Consider the following 15,334-nt stretch of genomic DNA (forward strand, 5'->3'; position numbering starts at 1 on the left):
GTCGACTGACCGGTATCAAGCTCCGGAAACATCGCCCGGCAGCTCAGGCAATAGGATTCGAAAATAAAGCTCAGCAACGTGGACATCGGTAACCCCCATCAGTCGATGTGATGCTTGGCAACGTGCCGGGGGACTGTTTCAGGACGACTTCGTGCGCCCGGCGAAGTGGTTTCGATCGGTGCCAGGAAAGCTTCGTGGTCACAGGACGTCGGCGCGCGCACGCTCCTGAAGATGAAGTTGTTGCAATAGTCCTTCCGCTTCCAGAACCATTCGCCATCGGCGCGCTGATGGATTTCCGGGTCGAAGGCAGACAACGGAAGCAATCTCCCGCGGCTCAGGAATTGGCCCCGATAGCCGAGACCCCGCAGGAGCAAGAATGTCTCCTTCACCCTGTCGAGCGTCGCTAGGCGGCGGTCGCACTCGACCACGATCAACGGCCGGCATCGGCGCAAGGTGCGCTCGGCGCCGCGCAGTACGTCGAGTTCGGCACCCTCGACGTCGATCTTGATCGCAGAGACGTTTGCGGTGTCAGGGAGATAGTCGTCCAGCGACGTCGTCTGCACCTGGATCGCCTTCGAGGTCTCGGCGGGCCGGAGCAGCGAAGCTCCGGGCTGATGCCCTTCGGGAACGAACAGGGTTTTCCTGCTGGAGCACGAATAGACGGCGCGCGGTTCGACGACGACATTGTCGAGCGAGAACCGGGAGCAGAGCCGTGCCAATCGTTCGGCAAGATCCGGCTGGGGCTCGAAGGCGACGACCCGCCCCGGCGCCGACCACCGTGCCAGCCAGTAGAGAAAACTGCCCTTGTTGGCGCCGATGTCGCAGACGATGTCGCCGCGCCGGATGTGACGCTGCAACTCGGACAGCTCCGTCTTGTGGTCGCGGAATCGGGACCGCAGGATTCTGACCAGAAACCGGGATGCCTCATGTTTCGCCAACCGAGCCCCCCAACGCCATGGCTACGCGCCCGCCAAACGAGGGCGAGCTCGGGTGCGCACGCCCTGTCGTTCACGGCAATGTTTCAAAATGGACGAGTGGCGGGGCGCCAAGATGGCGCTGGCGTGGCGACTGGCGATCCCAGCAGGACTCGAACCTGCAACCCGCGGAGTAGAAATCCATAGGTTAGAGCACGAAACATCGAACGTTCGCAGCTATTTAACTGATACCTATCGCCCAGTAAGGGGAAATTTCCGGGGCAAAGGTTGGGCTGAAGATCAGCTTGCAATGGTTTCGGAGCTTGGGATGGCTGTTCAGCAGGTTAGGCACCCGCCAGCTTATGGAAAAGAACAGTCAGTACCTTGAGAAACACCGTCGCCGATGGGATGAGGAGGAGGGCGAGACCAGCCAAGTAGAGGATGGCGGCGGTCCATCGCGCGACGGGGCGAGATCGATCCAACATCTCGAAATACAAATTTAGATCGATGCGAGTTGCCTCTGCGATGCGCCTTAGACGGACTTCTCTGTCGTCGGTCGAGGGCCGAGATTCGTGGAGTTGGCGATACCCGGCTTGATATGTACGGGCGATCTCATCGCCAGTTCTGAGGCGGTGTTGAATGATGCCGATCGTCCTTGAACTTAGAAACGGCTCTTCGCCCGCGACGTACTCCTCGGGTGAGCCGTAACGCTTCACTTCCGGATAACACCAAATCGCAAATATGGTGGAGGCGACCGCGACACTGACGAGCCCGCAATAGATCAGCAACAGTTTTGTCAGTGCCGCATCCGTCGGGGGGCCAAATATCTCTGTTGAAAGTGCCAGGCGTCGAACAACCGAATCGTTGAGCAGGATGAGGTACCCAATCAGCGGAATGAGAACTGTTAATTTTGCCGCTCTGGAATTTCCGATGGACCGCAACAGCCGCCAGGACACGAACACCTGTCCAGGCTCGAGAGATCTCCGATCCTCATCGGGGTTGCGTTCCTGATTGTTGTCAGCGGTCATGAGATTCGCACTCCGGCAGCTCACTCAGCCGGAGCCCTCCTGTGTGTTGGCAGCACGCGCGGTCGACGTGCTTCCCGCCCTGCTGGTTTCCTCCATAGCCTCACGCAGATCCTCCACAAGCGCGTCGGTGTAGAATGTCGCGGTCGTCTTGATATCTGTGTGGCCCAGCAGAGTTTGGACCACCTTTAAATTTCGCGTTCGGCGCAAGGTTCGCATGCCCGTTGTGTGGCGGAGGTCGTGAATGCGGGCGGTGACGCCGTGCGTCTTCCATCTGCGGCAATAGGTGGTGAAGCCGTAATAGGTGATCGGATAACGCTGGCCCTTGATCCGCTCCTGGCCGTTCTTGGGGTGTTTCTTCCACGTCCGCTGAGCAACGAACGTGAAGACGTGGACCGGATGGTCGCCCCGCCGGCGCCACAGCATCTGATAGGCTTCCTTGGTCAGGGGAATGACCCGCGGCTGGCCGCCCTTGGTGATGACGCGGATTACGGCAAGGTCGAAGTCGACCTGCGGCCAGGTCAAGAACAAGTTGCCCTTGCGCAGGCCGGTGATGATGGCGAAGCGTCGGACGTCGGCGTAATCGCGATCCTCAGCGGCGTCGAGCGTCGCTTCCTCGGCGGCCGAGATCTCGCGGATGTGGCGCTTCACCTGCTTGAGTCGGTGCTTGCGCCACTTCGGCATCTTGACGATCGCCGCGTTCCAGTTGTCGGCGGCGCGGTACATGACTTGGCGCAAGAGGTCGATGGTGCGATTGACCGTGCGCGGAGTGATCGGCCGGCGCAGGATGACCTTGCGGCCGTTGTCGACCACGGTGCGATCGCGCCTGGTATCCTTCCGCCGCTCGGCGACCATGCGCGAAACGGCGTCGTCGTTGATGGTGTGCAGATAGGTTCGTGCGCCCATGATCTCGACCAGGCGGTCGAGCACGCTGCGGATGCGCTGGTCGGCCAGGGTCGAGCCGTGCTCGGTCCACCAGCGGTCGCAGGCGGCCTTGAGGGTGAGCGGAGCGGAGCCTTCGGCCTTCAGTCGCTCGACGAGGGCGCGGGCTTCGATCTTGCGCGCGTCCTCGAAGGCCTGAGCCTGACGTTCATCCCGGAGCTTTGTGGAGCCGTAAAAGCGAAAATGTTCGATCTCGAAGTCGTACTGCCAGTAGGGGCTCTTCCGGGTCTGGTAGATGGACATGAGCGCGCTTTCGGCTGGGCTGGCTCCGGGACGGCCAGGGCCTCGAGGAAGGCGACCACGTCGCGTGGCATGAACACGCGGCGGGGCTTCTTCCGACCGCATCCCTTGATCCGGCCGGTGAGCCGCCCGGCCTCAATATGCCGCGCCAGCGTCTTGCGGTCCATGGGGAGCAGGCGGCAGAGCTCCGGCAGCCCGATTGTCGCCTGGATGGCGAAATGGGCCTCCAGGGCGGCGGGAAGGGCTGGCAGGGGCATGGCGCGTCAGGCCTTCGGTGGATCGCGCGCGGGCAGGCCAGGGACGGAGGCGACGGCCTTCTCGGCAACCTCGGACGTACGCTCGATGACGGCGCGCAAGATCTGGGCGCAGTCCGTACGGCCGATGCCGAACACGCCGCGCGCCTTTAGCTCCTCGTCGAGGTGCGCGGCCATGACAGTGATCACGCTCATTCTGCCGCCTCGCGAATGACCAGGAAGATCTTATCGCCCCTGCGCTCGGCCAGGCCGCGCGCGATCGCTTTCTCGACGGTGGCGTTTCTGAAGCGGCGTCCGCGGCCGGCGGCGCGCCACAGAGCGTTGCCTTCCCGGTGCAGCGGCCCCCGCGCCAGCACGGCGATGCACTGATCGACCGTGCTCGGCCACGGCTTGCGGTGATATTCGTAGATGCGGCGCTCGCCACGCTTGGTGATATAGGTGACCCGCTGCACTGGATGTTTCAGCTTCACGACGCGGCCTCGATGCGGGCGAGGAGGGCAGACCGTCTGATGATCATCGCGCCACCGCGCAGTCGGTCAGGACGGCGAGAATAGACCTGTCGGAGCAGGCCGGACGCTCCGACGATGCGAGGCGTGCAATCAGTCCGGCGCCGGCAAGCGGCACCATCGCAGCCAACACGATGACGACGAGCGCGGCCGCCAGCGGGGAATGGGTCTCCCGCGGGCCGCGCCGCAGCAGCTGCTCGCGCGGCCAGCGAGGTGTTTGTTTCTGTCTGTTAACCATCGGAACTAACCTTTTGTTAGCCACGGCTTGCGCCACCGGAGGTAGGCGAGCACAGTTAAGACAATTGGGAAGGATCGACCTGGCCGTCTGCGATGACATGCATTCTTATCAAAATATTTTTGAAACTCAATCCGATCGCTCAAAATATTTTTGAAAGCGGATGGGGCTCGCTCGGACGGCATGCCGCAAGGCGGGGTTGGGAATGGGGAAGAAGGGGGAGACCTGGCACCGGCGACATGCGCTGTCGCTCGTGGGTCAGTTGCCTGAGGACGTAGACGACGCGCTGCTCGTCATCGCCTACATGCGGGACGTTGTTGAGAACTTCCTTGTGCCGGACCGTGAGCCTGCGTCGCTCTCAAGCGCGCGCGGAATCGTCGCCAGCCTCCGGCTCGTGCAGACGCCGATCAAGGTCGACGCTGAGGCCCCTCCGCTCTCCGTTGTAGAGCCAGTCGAGGGACAGTCCGGGGATGATTCGCACTAGCTTTTGCGCGATTTCGATGCTGAGCGGGGCGCCGCGCTCGAAATTGTTCCAGCGGGCAGGGGATATATCCAACTTTTTTGCGAAGGCCGTCTGGCTGCTGCCGCTCGTGATCTCGCGCAGTCGTTTAAGCCTTTGAGTGCGTTCACGATCTGGCGGCGTTTCGGGTTGCTTCGCAGGCGGCTTTTTCATCGCCGCGAAGGATGGCGCAGGCATCGCTAAAATCCCATTAAAGAAACTTGGTTGTTGAGTTTCAAAATAATTTTGATAGCGGTCGGGGTTATGGACATCCCCCGACGCCTTGAAACCACCGAACAGATCTTCGACGCTCTCGGCATCGAAGCGATCATGACACTGACCGGCGGGAAGTACCCGGCGGTCCACTGCTACAAATCGTCCGGCAAATTCCCGCCGAAGACCTACGTAGTCCTGAAGGCCGCTCTGTCTGCCATCGGCGCCGATGCGCCTGACAGCCTCTGGCAAATGATCGAGCCGGACCCTGTCGCGCTTGCTGGCGTCGTGCAGCGCCTGCCGTCCGCTGCTGGTGATGAGGTGCTGCCATGATTGGCACCGTATCGGGCCAGGGCGGCGCCGGTCGATCCGGCGGGCAGGGCGCGCAAGGCAATTATTTCGGCCTGTGGATATCCGTTTTTGCGACCTCGCCGCGCGGCTGTGCACGGCTGTGGAAAAGTCACGCCGCGCCTGTATTTCAAGGCGTTTGCGCAACGGGCTCCCGGGGTGGGCCCTCACCGGCTGGGGCGGGTTATGACGCCGCCTCAGAAATCGAAGCTCAACTGGGTCGGCCAGGAACGGGTGTGAGCACAGACGTGCTCTTTCCGTCCCAGCCGGCGCCGGTCGTACGCTCGTACGTACACGAGCTGCGGCTTCGCCATGTCTGTCATGGCGGACTCCTTCGCTGGTCGCGGGTGGAAGCCCGCGGGCTCCGGCGCGCGGACACGCGCCGTCGAGCATGTGAGCCTGGCCGATTGGCCGGCAGCGGAGGCAGGCCGGTGAGGGCCCTGCTTGGGATTGTAGCCGATGGGGCCCGGTTGCAAGCGGCAATCCACAGCAATCGTGGGGTGCTGGCATGAGACCGGATGGCTCCATCGGCCCGCGCAAGCGCAATGACCGGATGACGGCCGTGCAGGCTGTGGCCGACGAGGCGCTGATATCGGCCGCCGGCGACATGTTCGCGGCGGGCCTCGACACCCGTGAGATGGCGGCGCGGCTGATCGTGCCAGAGGCGGCCGTCACGGCGGCGCTGCGCATGGCGCGTGAGCGGCAGCTCGGCCTGGCGCCTGCGCCGATGTCTGTGGCGCGCGTGGATGCGGCTGGCTTCTCCAAGGATGCTGAGACCGTCGTCGGCGCCGAGCAGGTCGTCTCGATGCCGCACGTGATGGAGCTGTCGGTGCGTGGGGATCGCGCGGTCCGCGTTCGTATCCGCGGCATCGACGGGCAGCTGCTGGTCGACGTCGCGATGACGGCGAAGCGCGCGCTGCGCGCCGCCGGCTTGTTCAAGCTGGCCGCTGAGCGCGCCGATCCGTCGCTTTTGGCCGATGCGCAGATCCTGGAGTTTGGCCGATGAGCGTCGCCACCACCGAAGGCCGCGAGCTGCTCAGCTCCTATATCGAACGGATCGAGCGCATCGTCGAGGAGATCGTGGCGCTCAAGGATGATCAGAGGGTGCTGTTCGCCGAGGCGAAGGCAAAGGGCTTCGACACCAAGGCGATGCGCCGGATCATCAAGCGGCGGCAGAAGGACCAAGGCGAGGTTACCGAGCAGGAGTCGATCGACGGCATCTACATGCATGCGATCGGCATGACGTCGGAGCATCCGCTGCACGCCCAGGTCAAGCGCCTGACGGCTGACGGCATCGGACGCGAGCAGGTAATCGAGGCGCTGCAGCTGCTGATCCCGGTCAATGGCGAGATCATCGCCAGCGTCGGCGGCCACCCGATGCGGCTCTGGCGGACGGCGGACGGCAAGTCGTTTGCCGAGGAGTACGTGCCGCCGCCGTTTCAGGACTTCATGAACAAGCGGAAGGCGTCGTGATGATCCGCGAAACCTTCGACCTTGCCCGGCGACCGGTCGATCTCCATGCCTTCGACCTGATCGACCTCAGCGGCACGCCGTGGCGCCGGATCTGGTTGTCGGTCCGCGACGACATCTCGTGCCTGGTCGACGCCGAGGATTACGAGTGGCTGTCGGAGACGACTTGGAACGTCTCCTGGGGCTCGCGCACGCCGTGGCAAAAATACGCCAAGCGCAATGTCGGGCCTGACCGCGCGACGCTGCGCATGCATCGCGAGATCATGATCAAGGCGGAGCCGCGCTCGGACCGCTTCATGCGGACGCACGTCGTCGACCATATCAACGGTCAGACGCTCGACAACCGCCGTTGCAATCTGCGCTGGCTGACGCACCGCCAGAACTGCGGCAACCGCACGCCGCGCGAGCAGATCCCGTCACTCGATTCCATCGTCCTGCGGCTCCTGGCCGATCTCGGTCATCAGCCGGAGCTTGCGGAGGTGCCGTTCTGATGAGCTTTGCTTTTCATCCCTATGCCGAGCTGTTTCCGCTGATCGAGGGAGCGGACTTCTACGATCTGGCCGAGGACATCCGCATCAACGGCCTGAAAGACCGGATCATCCTGATCGGGCAGGGTGACGCCACCGCGCAGATCCTCGACGGCCGCAACCGCTACCGCGCGCTCGTCTGGATCATGTCGACGGGCGAGGGTGTGGGTCCCGGTTGGTCCCATGCGGGGGTGCATGAGGGCGACAAGCTGCAGGCCGCCGATATTCTCGACGTCGGTAATCGCTTCCTGTTCCGGCAATTCGCGCAGGCGGTCGACGGGGACCCGCTCGATTTCGTGCTATCGCGCAACCTACATCGGCGCCAGATGTCCGCCGACGAGCGGCGCATGGTCGGCGCGCGGCTGGTCACGCTGAGGCAGGGGCGCCCCGAACAAACTTCGCAATCTGCGAACATTAGCCGCGAGCAGGCGGCCAAGATCACGCAGGCTGACGTTGCCGGCATCGACCGCGCCAGGTCGGTCATTGCGCATGCCGCGCCGGAGATCGTCGAGGCGGCCAGCCGCGGCAAGATCTCGGTTGCTGCTGCAGCCGAGATCGCAGCCCAGCCGATCGAGCGCCAGGCCCAGATCGTGGCTTCGCTGCCGCGCGACGCCGAGGGGAAGCTGACCGCCGATGCCAAGAAGATGCTGGCGCCGGTCATCAAGGAAATCCGCAGGGACAAGATCGCGGCGAAGAAGGAACGGCGCGAGGAGCGCGAGGCGGAGTTCGGTCGCAAGATCCAGGCGCTGCCCGACAAAATGTTCGGCGTCGCGATCGAGGATTTCGAATGGGACCATGAGACATGGTCTGCCGCGACCGGCACCGAGCGGCATCCGTCGATGCACTATGAGACGGCCGCGGAGGCGCGAACGCCTGAGGAAATTGTAGCGCGTTGTGCCGAGCGGTTCGCTTGCCTCGCCGACGACTGCATCCTGTTCAAGTGGACGACGATTCCGCACCTCTCGGTCGCCATCAAGGTGATGGAGCTGCAGGGCTTCACCTACGTCACGCATCTGGTCTGGGACAAGCGGCGGATGGGTGAGGCGCGCGGGATGGGCTACTGGTTCACCGGCGAGCATGAGATCGTGCTGGTCGGTGTGCGTGGCAAGGTCGTGCCTCCGGCGACGGCGCATTTCCGCAGCGTGTTCACCGAGCCGGTCGGCGCGCATAGCGAGAAGCCGGACAACATTCACAGGATGATCGAATTCCACTGGCCCAACGTGCCGAAGGTGGAATTCAACGCGCGTAGTCGCCGGCCTGGCTGGGAAGCCTGGGGCTTTGATGCGCCCGACGAAAACGTTCAGTTTGCGGACAGCGGCGAGTCACTGCGTGCCGCAGATCTGCCAGCCCCGCCCGCGCTACCTCCAGCGTCGGAAGATGGGATAGTCGAACCGGCTCCAGTCGACCAGGACAACGGAGCCGAAACCGCCGTTCCGCCGGCGGGCAGACCTGGCCCTGGCTTTCCTGATCTCGAGATCCCGCCGTTCCTGCGCCGGACGTCGTCAGCGATTGCGGTTGAGCAAGCCGAGATGGATCTTGCGCGCAGCGACCGGCTGCCCGGCGAGGTCGTCGACGGGCATCTGCAGACGCGGCTGCCGCTGACGTCGGATGAGCTGGAGTTGCAGGCGGCGCTGCGCGCGATCGACGCGGGCGAGGCGATCGACGGCGGGATGGTGCGGCACCTGATCGGCGCCGGCTTCGCGCATGCGACGACGAAGCGGATCATGGTGACCGACGACGGCCGCGCTTTCCTCGCGCAGCTCGTGCGTCCCGCGCTCGCGCCAACTGCTGAGTTGCGGCCATGAGCGACAAGATCCCCCTGCGCCAGCAAATCGGCGCCATCAACGTCGAGATCCGCGAGCGCAAGGTCAAGCCGGGGATGAGCCGGTCGCAGGCGGAATACCACATCTCGCGGCTCGAAGCGGCCGCCGCGACGCTGGAATGGCTGCAGGCCAACGAGGCGCGCATCAAGGGGGGGACGGGCAATGGCTGAGATCCTCAGCTGTCGGACGCTGACGCCGCGGCAAATGCGGCGAGTCATCCTGGAGTCGCCCTATGCCGGCGACATCGTCGCCAACGTCGCCTATGCGCGCGCCTGCGTGAAAGACGCGCTGCTGCGCGGCGAGGCGCCGTTGGTGTCACACCTGCTCTATACGCAGCCGGGCATCCTTGACGATGACAATGAGCGCGAGCGCGCACACGGAATCAATGCTGGACACGCCTGGATGCACCTGGCCGATGCGATCGTCGTGTGTACCGATCGCGGCGTCTCGCGCGGGATGGAAGCCGGCATCAGCATGGCCCGATTCAACGGCGTGCCGATCGAGTATCGCAGCGGCATCACCTATCAGGTCGGCGGCGCGGACTACCTCGCGGGGTATCGCCGATGATCAATCAAGCCGTTCTCGCCGGATTCTTCGCCGCCTGCTGCCTCTGCTGGTTCCTGGGCTATTGGCTCGGTTGGCGGCATCGCGGGTATTCGCCGAGCAGCCGCTGGGCCGTGCGCTGCGTTGGCGGCGAGACGTTCATCCAATGCGATGGGCTGTTGGCAGCTCCGGAGCTTGAACAGCTTCGGCGCGATTGGGCGGAGGGCTTCGAGGCTCGCGCGCGAGGTGGCCAATGATCATCATCCGCGTCGAGCTCCATTCCGCTGTTACGCGCCAGGTTACCGAGATCGCCCGCATGCGGATCTGCAACATCGGCGGGACGCGCGAGCATGGCGACTATCGCGCCGAGACCTTCCGCGGCCGTTCGGCGCAGCAGCTGGCGCGCCTCGTGCGACATCGGACCGCCGAGGTCACGAAGTATCCGCGGCTGCGCGTGCACGTCTGGCACCTCGTTGCCCAGGCGCTGGTCGCGATGGGGTACGCGGGTCCTCATAATGTCGAGCAGCAGGCTGATCTTCTGGAGGGATCATGAGCGAGACCGGGGCGACGCGGAAGGGAAGGGACCTCATCAAGGTTTGGCAGGACGCCGTCGATCGCGAGACGCGAGCACGTCATGAGGGAACTGAGGCGCTCAACAACGAGCGGAGCGCAAGGAAGGCGCTCGGCGACTGGCTCATGCCGTCAGATGCCAAGCCTGGCGAGACCTTCTCGATCTGGGAGCGTGACCGCTACGACAATGAGATGATGTTCGAGGTCAAGTGTAACGGCAGCGGCCAGACCCCCGACATCAAGACCCGGGCGCGCCGATGATCTCCACGCGCCATCGCTGGGGTGACAAGGTCCGCTTCGTCAACAAGACCGAGCAGCAGTGCAGCCGCTGCGAGATGGTGAAGGTCTCCAGGCGCGAGCGGCAGGGCGGCCACGATCTCTATTGGATCGAGTTTTGGCGCGACGAGGAGCGGATCGACACTTGCGATCGTCGGACGCCATCATGCGTCGTGGTTTAGCGATGAATAGGAAGGTCAGTCGTGATCCGGCAAAAGACGCGAGATAGCTTTGCGGTAAGCGAGTCGAAGATCCTCAATCTCTTGGATACGTCGATTTACGCTAAGCGTGTAGCGTTCGAGCATCTGAGAAGATGTTTCGAAACATTCTTCGGCAGTGTCAACGGTTCGCTCATCTATCTCGAATTCGCTGCGCGAACGAGCAGTGGCTTTTGCTTTTACGTAGATTCCGACTGCCTGTTCCAGAACCCGCGCATTGTCGATAGCTTGGAACAGCAGGTGCGCAACGGTCCGTCGGGTTTCGTCCTTCACGTTCGGGAGCCGTGCCGCGATGGCGTCAAGGCTTTCGAGCTGCAGGTATCGCTGCGACAATCCGCGCCCGCTCTCAAGCGACCTTCGCAATTCCTTGTGCTCCCAAAGATAGGGAATGAGGAGACTTTGAACCTGCAAGAGCCCTGGCAATTCCGCCTCAAGTCGATCCTCCTCCCTGCTGTAAAGGGCGGCAGAGATCTGATCCCGTATGCCGCGCGTCGCGAAGTAGATCGCAGCGGCTGCTACCACCCCCGTCACTACGCTACCGGCCATCGTCCCAAACAGCCCGATCCAGTCCGAACGTTGACCTTCGCGCGCCACCGCGATCGCGAAGGTAACCCACAGCGGAAGTGTGAAGAACGAGACGGATGTGCCCGCGCAGAAAACGGCGATCAAGATAGCTGCGTTCGTAGATGCTCTTTGTCTCATGGGAGCCAGCGTGCCTGGAACAGAGACCTTTGTCGAGTGGTGGTAGCATGAAGCTTCTGGTCGCTGACCTATTCTGCGGCGCCGGCGGTACCTCGACGGGGCTCGCGCGAGCGATCGCCGCGCTCGGCCTCGCGTGGCGATCGAGCGCGGTGCGCTGGACCGGATGGGGCCGGAGCGCGTCGTGATGATCCTTCTGCAGGGGTGACCCTGCCGTGTGTTGCGTGAACTGCTTTCCCTGCCCTTCGAATGTGAGACTGCCAACATGACTGCGTTTCGCGAGAAGCGCCGAGCCAGACACGTCGCCTCCGATGAGGCGCACGCATGGGCGCGCTCGCTCGACCTCAGAAACCCGCCGGCCAAGAGCGTGCTGCGCTCGGCGGCGCTCTACGTCAACGGCGAGGCCTGCTGCTTCGTCGGGCTCGACCAGCTCGCGAAGGACACCGATCTGTCGGTCGACACCGTCAGGCGGCGGCTGGTGTGGCTCGAGGAGATTGGCGCGATCTCGCGCATCGCGCAGTGGATCGACGAGAAGGGCGTGCGCAACGGCGATGGCCGCGGCAAGCGCACCACCGACCTGATCCGCCTGCATGTCGAGGCCGATCCGGATATGATCGAGGCCCATGCGCTCGGCCGTGTCGAAACCGACGATAAATCAACGACGATTAGCCCTGGCAGGCAGCAAGGGCTAAATTCGCCGGCCGAAACCGTTAGCCCTGGCGTAGCCCTCGGCCAGCCCTCGCAGTGCTGCGACCACCTAAACTCTGAACCTGAACCTGAATCTCCCCCCTTACCCCCCTCCGGGGGGCGGGAGGCTGCTGTCGCTTTGCAGGAAGGCGAAGCTGAGCCGGAGCATTTCGGGCCAGCATGGGCGTGCTATCCGGAGCACGAGGCGATGCGGCGCGATCTCGCGCTCGCCGAATTCCAGGTGCTCGCGGCTGACGACCAGAAGCTCTGCAGGGCGGCCGTGCCGGACTACGCGGCGCAGATCCGCAAGCTGAAATGGAAGCCGCGGGCGTTCCACCTCTGGGTTCGCTCCGGCGGTTTTCGGGAATTCCCGAACGCGAAGCTACCCGGCGAGCGGCCGCCACCTCCGGAACGGCGGCTGATCCAGGGCGAAGAGCTCGCCGGCTTCACGGTCGCCTTGCGCATCGCCGAGCGGCGCGATCCCGTGCTGGTGGCCGATCAGCAGCTCGGCCGCGGCGTCTGGCGCACGATGCCCGTGCAGCCGGATCTGCTGGCGCTCGCGGCCTTCGTCGACGACGCCGGGCGGGACAGCTGGGAGATCGTCGCCGAGGGCTCGGAGCGCTTCGCGGCTTGGCGCGCCCGGCTCAAGCTGTGGCTTGGCGCCGAGCCGAAGGCCGAACGCATCTGGCTCGAGCCGCACGATCCATCGGTGCATGGCCTCTCGCCGATGCACCCGAATTTCCGTGTCCGCAAATCCATCAACGGCTTTCGCGTCCCGCGGTCCTTTCCGCCGCGCCGCGACGGCACGTGGTCACCAGCAGCAGGGGAGAGGGCATGAACATGGGTTATCAGATTGGGGACTTCGCGGGCTACGTCGACCTCGCCAAGTTGCACGCGCCGGAGGCCGCGCCAGTGCCGCAGTGCTGGTACATCCTGCGCACCCATCCGAACTGCGAGGCGAAGGTGATGAAGGCCTTCCGGCTGCGCAACATCAGCGCCTATCTGCCGGTCATGACGGTGATGAAGGAATTCCAGCGCATCAGGCGCGGCTTCGAATGGATCGAGCGTCGGAACGTCGTATCGCCCTTGATCCTCGGTGCCGTGCTGATCCCGGATTTCGAGGAGCGCTGGGAATGCTGGCGTGGCATCGATGGCGCTATCGGCCTTCTGCGGTTCGGCGAGTGGACGCCTCACCTGACGCCTAAGCTGTTTCAGGACATCAGGAATATCGAGGACATCGCCAACACGCCGAAAAGCAAGCGGCAGCGCGCTTTCGAGGTTGGTCAGCTTGTCAGGGTCCTGAACGGACCGTTCCGCGGCTTCTCGGCGCGGGTTGAGAGAATTGACTCAAGGGGCCGACTCAGTGTCGGTGTCGAAATATTCAGGCGCATCACTCCCTTGGAGATCGAGGAAAGTGACATCGAAGCGGTTGAAGCTGAGTGCGCATGATCTGAGCGCGCTTGGTGCCAGATGGCCAAGGTCATCAGGACGCTTCGAACGGAGCTAAACCGCTCCGGCGCATCCGCCACCAGAAAAGCTGGTTCGCGGTAAAAAGGTGGACTATGTCATGAGCCCAGCCGAAGCGCTGGGCTTTTCAATTGATGGGTAGTTTCGCCGCGCGGTTGGAATTCACGCAGATCGCCGCCCCGTGGGCCTCAGCCTGCCCGTTCCTTTCGCGAACGGTCTGCATTAGGATGCAGCCGTCCAACTCGGAGGGTGTAGCGATGGCTTGGAGACAGGTCTCTCAGGGCGCCGTCAAGTACCACGTCAATTTGGAACAAGTCGCGTATCTGCAAGAGGCTGGGCAGAGAACGCTTATCCAGTTCGCCGCCGTAGCAGAGACCCGCGGCTTGTCGCTGCAGGTCGATCAGTCGGCTGCCGAAATCCTGCGGGAAGAACTCGATCTTCCGCCTAGTCGGTAGTCTGCGGAGGAAGGCAAAGAGCAATCGGTTCCGCCGGCTGCAGTGATGCAGCCGGCCGATTTGTCTTTAGGCAGATGTCACCGCAACCACCCTGGAAGTCCTGGTACAAGACCGCACGCTGGCAGCGCCTGCGCCTGCAGACGTTCCTGCGTGATCACTACACCTGCCAGTGCGGCTGCGGCCGGATCAAAGGCAACACCTCGCTCCTCGTGTGCGACCACAAGATCCCGCACCGTGGTGACGAGCGCCTGTTCTGGGATGAGACTAACCTGCAGACGCTGCTCAAGCCCTGCCACGACAAGCGCAAGCAGCAGGCCGAGCAATCATCCCTCCACACGCGCGGCATCTGGCACTGACCACCAGTGCGAGCCGAACAGAAGGGGGGGGTGCAATCTCTAAACCCTCTCCCGTCCCGGACCGGCCGTTCTCTCATCCGCAGGTTTTTTTTCGTCGTGGCCGATAATTTCGACCTATTTGGTGATCCCATCCCGGCCAATCACGGTGGAAAGGGGAGGCCGCCTCATATCCCGACGACGGAAAACCGGAATCGGGTCAACATGTTGCTCGCGTGCGGTTGGAGCAATGAACGGATTGCCGGCGCGATGCGCATTACGGAGCCGACGCTGCGGAAGCATTATTTTTCGGAGCTCAAGAGCCGTGAGGTCGCGCGCGACCGGCTGAACGCCGTGTTGCTGATGAAGGGCTTCGAGGGCGTGCAGAAGGGCAATGCGACCGCAATCCGGCTCTTCCTGCACTTGGTTGAGCGGAACGACCTGATGCAGTTCGGCCAGTCGCTGCGGCCAGCGCGGGTCGAAAAGTCGGAGAAATCGTCCAAGCCGGCCAAACTCGGCAAGAAAGAGGAAGCTCTGCTGGCCGCGCAGCAGCCGGACGTCGGCACGCCCATGGGCGAACTGATGGCCCGTCGCCAGCAGAGCATGAACTAACTTCGAGAGCGAGGCATGAGGTCCCACATCTCCGCGATGTTTGCTTCAATAGCGCGGTCCCGATCTCGCTCAATCCCAAGCTTCTTCGTTTCGATAAAGGTCGGCGATACCCCTTGCCTAGTGGCAAGCCGATCTATCGCGCGCCGAGTGGCGCCGCTCGGATGGCAAGCAACGATCATCACTCTGAGTCCAGCGTATTTCAACAGGAAATCTCCGCCTTGCTTGATCTGCTCGGGGGTGTCGCCGCGACTGGACACGCCCACAGCGTATTTGCGAATGGGCAATCGAAAGATGCCCAAAACATCGCGGGCTTCCGGTTCTCTTCGGTATTCGAGGTGTCGAGCTGTAAACTCTCGGATCGAGGTGCTCTTGCCGGTGTTTGCGGGCCCGCATAGGCAAATGATCGTCAGCGCCATTTCGTTTCAATCTCCCCAAATGTAAGCTGCCAGAGTAACAGAACTCCGCCATGTGGGACACAT

At 63.3% G+C, this 15,334-nt stretch carries 23 protein-coding genes and 1 pseudogene; 15 read left to right on the forward strand and 9 right to left on the reverse strand.

Annotated elements, in window-relative coordinates; genetic code table 11:
• Positions 1–203: 203 nt before the first annotated feature.
• The 7 genes and pseudogenes from ACQR13_RS20845 to ACQR13_RS20875 form a co-directional block, all read right to left on the reverse strand.
• A pseudogene (locus ACQR13_RS20845) lies at positions 204–938 on the reverse strand (FkbM family methyltransferase); the annotation flags it as partial.
• A gap of 320 nt (positions 939–1,258) precedes the next feature.
• Positions 1,259–1,942 (reverse strand): hypothetical protein, encoded by a 684-nt coding sequence (locus ACQR13_RS20850; protein WP_434863150.1) that lies wholly within the window; start codon positions 1,940–1,942, stop codon positions 1,259–1,261.
• A 24-nt stretch (positions 1,943–1,966) separates the two neighbouring features.
• Entirely contained in the window at positions 1,967–3,124 is a 1,158-nt protein-coding gene (locus tag ACQR13_RS20855) for a tyrosine-type recombinase/integrase (protein ID WP_434863151.1), read from the reverse strand.
• Between the two features lie 260 nt (positions 3,125–3,384).
• Positions 3,385–3,570 carry a hypothetical protein gene (locus tag ACQR13_RS20860; protein ID WP_434863152.1) on the reverse strand — a complete coding sequence of 62 codons (186 nt, stop codon included), beginning with the start codon at positions 3,568–3,570 and terminating at the stop codon, positions 3,385–3,387.
• On the reverse strand, positions 3,567–3,845 hold the full coding sequence (locus tag ACQR13_RS20865) for a hypothetical protein (RefSeq protein WP_434863153.1): 279 nt from the start codon (positions 3,843–3,845) through the stop codon (positions 3,567–3,569). Before ACQR13_RS20865 ends, ACQR13_RS20860 begins: the two co-directional genes overlap by 4 nt.
• 43 nt (positions 3,846–3,888) lie before the next feature.
• Entirely contained in the window at positions 3,889–4,119 is a 231-nt protein-coding gene (locus tag ACQR13_RS20870) for a hypothetical protein (protein WP_434863154.1), read from the reverse strand.
• Positions 4,120–4,474: 355 nt separating this feature from the next.
• Positions 4,475–4,813: a helix-turn-helix domain-containing protein gene (locus tag ACQR13_RS20875; RefSeq protein WP_315774890.1), complete on the reverse strand. Its 339-nt coding sequence runs from the start codon at positions 4,811–4,813 to the stop codon at positions 4,475–4,477.
• Between the two features lie 27 nt (positions 4,814–4,840).
• On the opposite strand from ACQR13_RS20875, the gene ACQR13_RS20880 reads away from it, so the two are divergent.
• From ACQR13_RS20880 to ACQR13_RS20925, 10 genes are all read left to right on the forward strand, one after another.
• A complete protein-coding gene (locus ACQR13_RS20880) occupies positions 4,841–5,161 on the forward strand; it encodes a hypothetical protein (protein WP_315774888.1) in 321 nt (106 codons plus the stop codon).
• Between the two features lie 523 nt (positions 5,162–5,684).
• Complete coding sequence (locus tag ACQR13_RS20885) at positions 5,685–6,182, forward strand: hypothetical protein (protein WP_434863155.1); 498 nt, start codon at positions 5,685–5,687, stop codon at positions 6,180–6,182.
• Complete coding sequence (locus tag ACQR13_RS20890; RefSeq protein ID WP_434863156.1) at positions 6,179–6,649, forward strand: DUF2312 domain-containing protein; 471 nt, start codon at positions 6,179–6,181, stop codon at positions 6,647–6,649. The genes ACQR13_RS20885 and ACQR13_RS20890 overlap by 4 nt, the downstream gene beginning before the upstream one ends.
• Positions 6,649–7,137: an HNH endonuclease gene (locus tag ACQR13_RS20895; RefSeq protein ID WP_316188302.1), complete on the forward strand. Its 489-nt coding sequence runs from the start codon at positions 6,649–6,651 to the stop codon at positions 7,135–7,137. Before ACQR13_RS20890 ends, ACQR13_RS20895 begins: the two co-directional genes overlap by 1 nt.
• Positions 7,137–8,978 (forward strand): MT-A70 family methyltransferase, encoded by a 1,842-nt coding sequence (locus tag ACQR13_RS20900; protein WP_434863157.1) that lies wholly within the window; start codon positions 7,137–7,139, stop codon positions 8,976–8,978. Before ACQR13_RS20895 ends, ACQR13_RS20900 begins: the two co-directional genes overlap by 1 nt.
• Entirely contained in the window at positions 8,975–9,166 is a 192-nt protein-coding gene (locus ACQR13_RS20905; RefSeq protein ID WP_316188304.1) for a hypothetical protein, read from the forward strand. Before ACQR13_RS20900 ends, ACQR13_RS20905 begins: the two co-directional genes overlap by 4 nt.
• Complete coding sequence (locus tag ACQR13_RS20910; RefSeq protein ID WP_316188305.1) at positions 9,159–9,563, forward strand: DUF7768 domain-containing protein; 405 nt, start codon at positions 9,159–9,161, stop codon at positions 9,561–9,563. Before ACQR13_RS20905 ends, ACQR13_RS20910 begins: the two co-directional genes overlap by 8 nt.
• Before the next feature lie 229 nt (positions 9,564–9,792).
• Positions 9,793–10,092, forward strand: coding sequence for a hypothetical protein (locus ACQR13_RS20915; protein WP_434863158.1), 300 nt, complete (start codon positions 9,793–9,795; stop codon positions 10,090–10,092).
• The gene (locus ACQR13_RS20920; RefSeq protein WP_434863159.1) at positions 10,089–10,370 is read left to right on the forward strand and encodes a hypothetical protein; all 282 of its coding nucleotides are present in this window, start codon (positions 10,089–10,091) and stop codon (positions 10,368–10,370) included. Before ACQR13_RS20915 ends, ACQR13_RS20920 begins: the two co-directional genes overlap by 4 nt.
• Positions 10,367–10,567, forward strand: a complete 201-nt coding sequence (locus tag ACQR13_RS20925; protein ID WP_434863160.1) for a hypothetical protein — start codon at positions 10,367–10,369, stop codon at positions 10,565–10,567. Before ACQR13_RS20920 ends, ACQR13_RS20925 begins: the two co-directional genes overlap by 4 nt.
• Positions 10,568–10,582: 15 nt before the next feature.
• On the opposite strand, the gene ACQR13_RS20930 is transcribed toward ACQR13_RS20925, so the two are convergent.
• A complete protein-coding gene (locus ACQR13_RS20930) occupies positions 10,583–11,272 on the reverse strand; it encodes a hypothetical protein (protein ID WP_434863161.1) in 690 nt (229 codons plus the stop codon).
• A gap of 80 nt (positions 11,273–11,352) precedes the next feature.
• Here ACQR13_RS20930 and ACQR13_RS20935 point away from each other — a divergent pair, with 80 nt between their 5' ends.
• The 5 genes from ACQR13_RS20935 to ACQR13_RS20955 all read left to right on the forward strand — a co-directional run bounded on the left by ACQR13_RS20935 (position 11,353) and on the right by ACQR13_RS20955 (position 14,855).
• Positions 11,353–11,490, forward strand: coding sequence for a hypothetical protein (locus ACQR13_RS20935; RefSeq protein WP_434863162.1), 138 nt, complete (start codon positions 11,353–11,355; stop codon positions 11,488–11,490).
• A 29-nt stretch (positions 11,491–11,519) separates the two neighbouring features.
• Positions 11,520–12,827, forward strand: a complete 1,308-nt coding sequence (locus ACQR13_RS20940) for a hypothetical protein (protein WP_434863163.1) — start codon at positions 11,520–11,522, stop codon at positions 12,825–12,827.
• Positions 12,824–13,438: a transcription termination/antitermination protein NusG gene (gene nusG, locus ACQR13_RS20945; protein WP_316158763.1), complete on the forward strand. Its 615-nt coding sequence runs from the start codon at positions 12,824–12,826 to the stop codon at positions 13,436–13,438. The genes ACQR13_RS20940 and nusG overlap by 4 nt, the downstream gene beginning before the upstream one ends.
• Positions 13,439–13,985: 547 nt before the next feature.
• Positions 13,986–14,267, forward strand: coding sequence for an HNH endonuclease (locus ACQR13_RS20950; protein ID WP_434863164.1), 282 nt, complete (start codon positions 13,986–13,988; stop codon positions 14,265–14,267).
• A gap of 96 nt (positions 14,268–14,363) precedes the next feature.
• Complete coding sequence (locus ACQR13_RS20955) at positions 14,364–14,855, forward strand: hypothetical protein (RefSeq protein WP_434863165.1); 492 nt, start codon at positions 14,364–14,366, stop codon at positions 14,853–14,855.
• On the opposite strand, the gene ACQR13_RS20960 is transcribed toward ACQR13_RS20955, so the two are convergent.
• Positions 14,852–15,271, reverse strand: coding sequence for a hypothetical protein (locus ACQR13_RS20960; RefSeq protein WP_434863166.1), 420 nt, complete (start codon positions 15,269–15,271; stop codon positions 14,852–14,854). The genes ACQR13_RS20955 and ACQR13_RS20960 overlap by 4 nt on opposite strands.
• Between the last annotated feature and the right edge of the window lie 63 nt (positions 15,272–15,334).

This window comes from Bradyrhizobium sp. HKCCYLRH3059, assembly GCF_051168035.1.
Classification (GTDB): domain Bacteria; phylum Pseudomonadota; class Alphaproteobacteria; order Rhizobiales; family Xanthobacteraceae; genus Bradyrhizobium.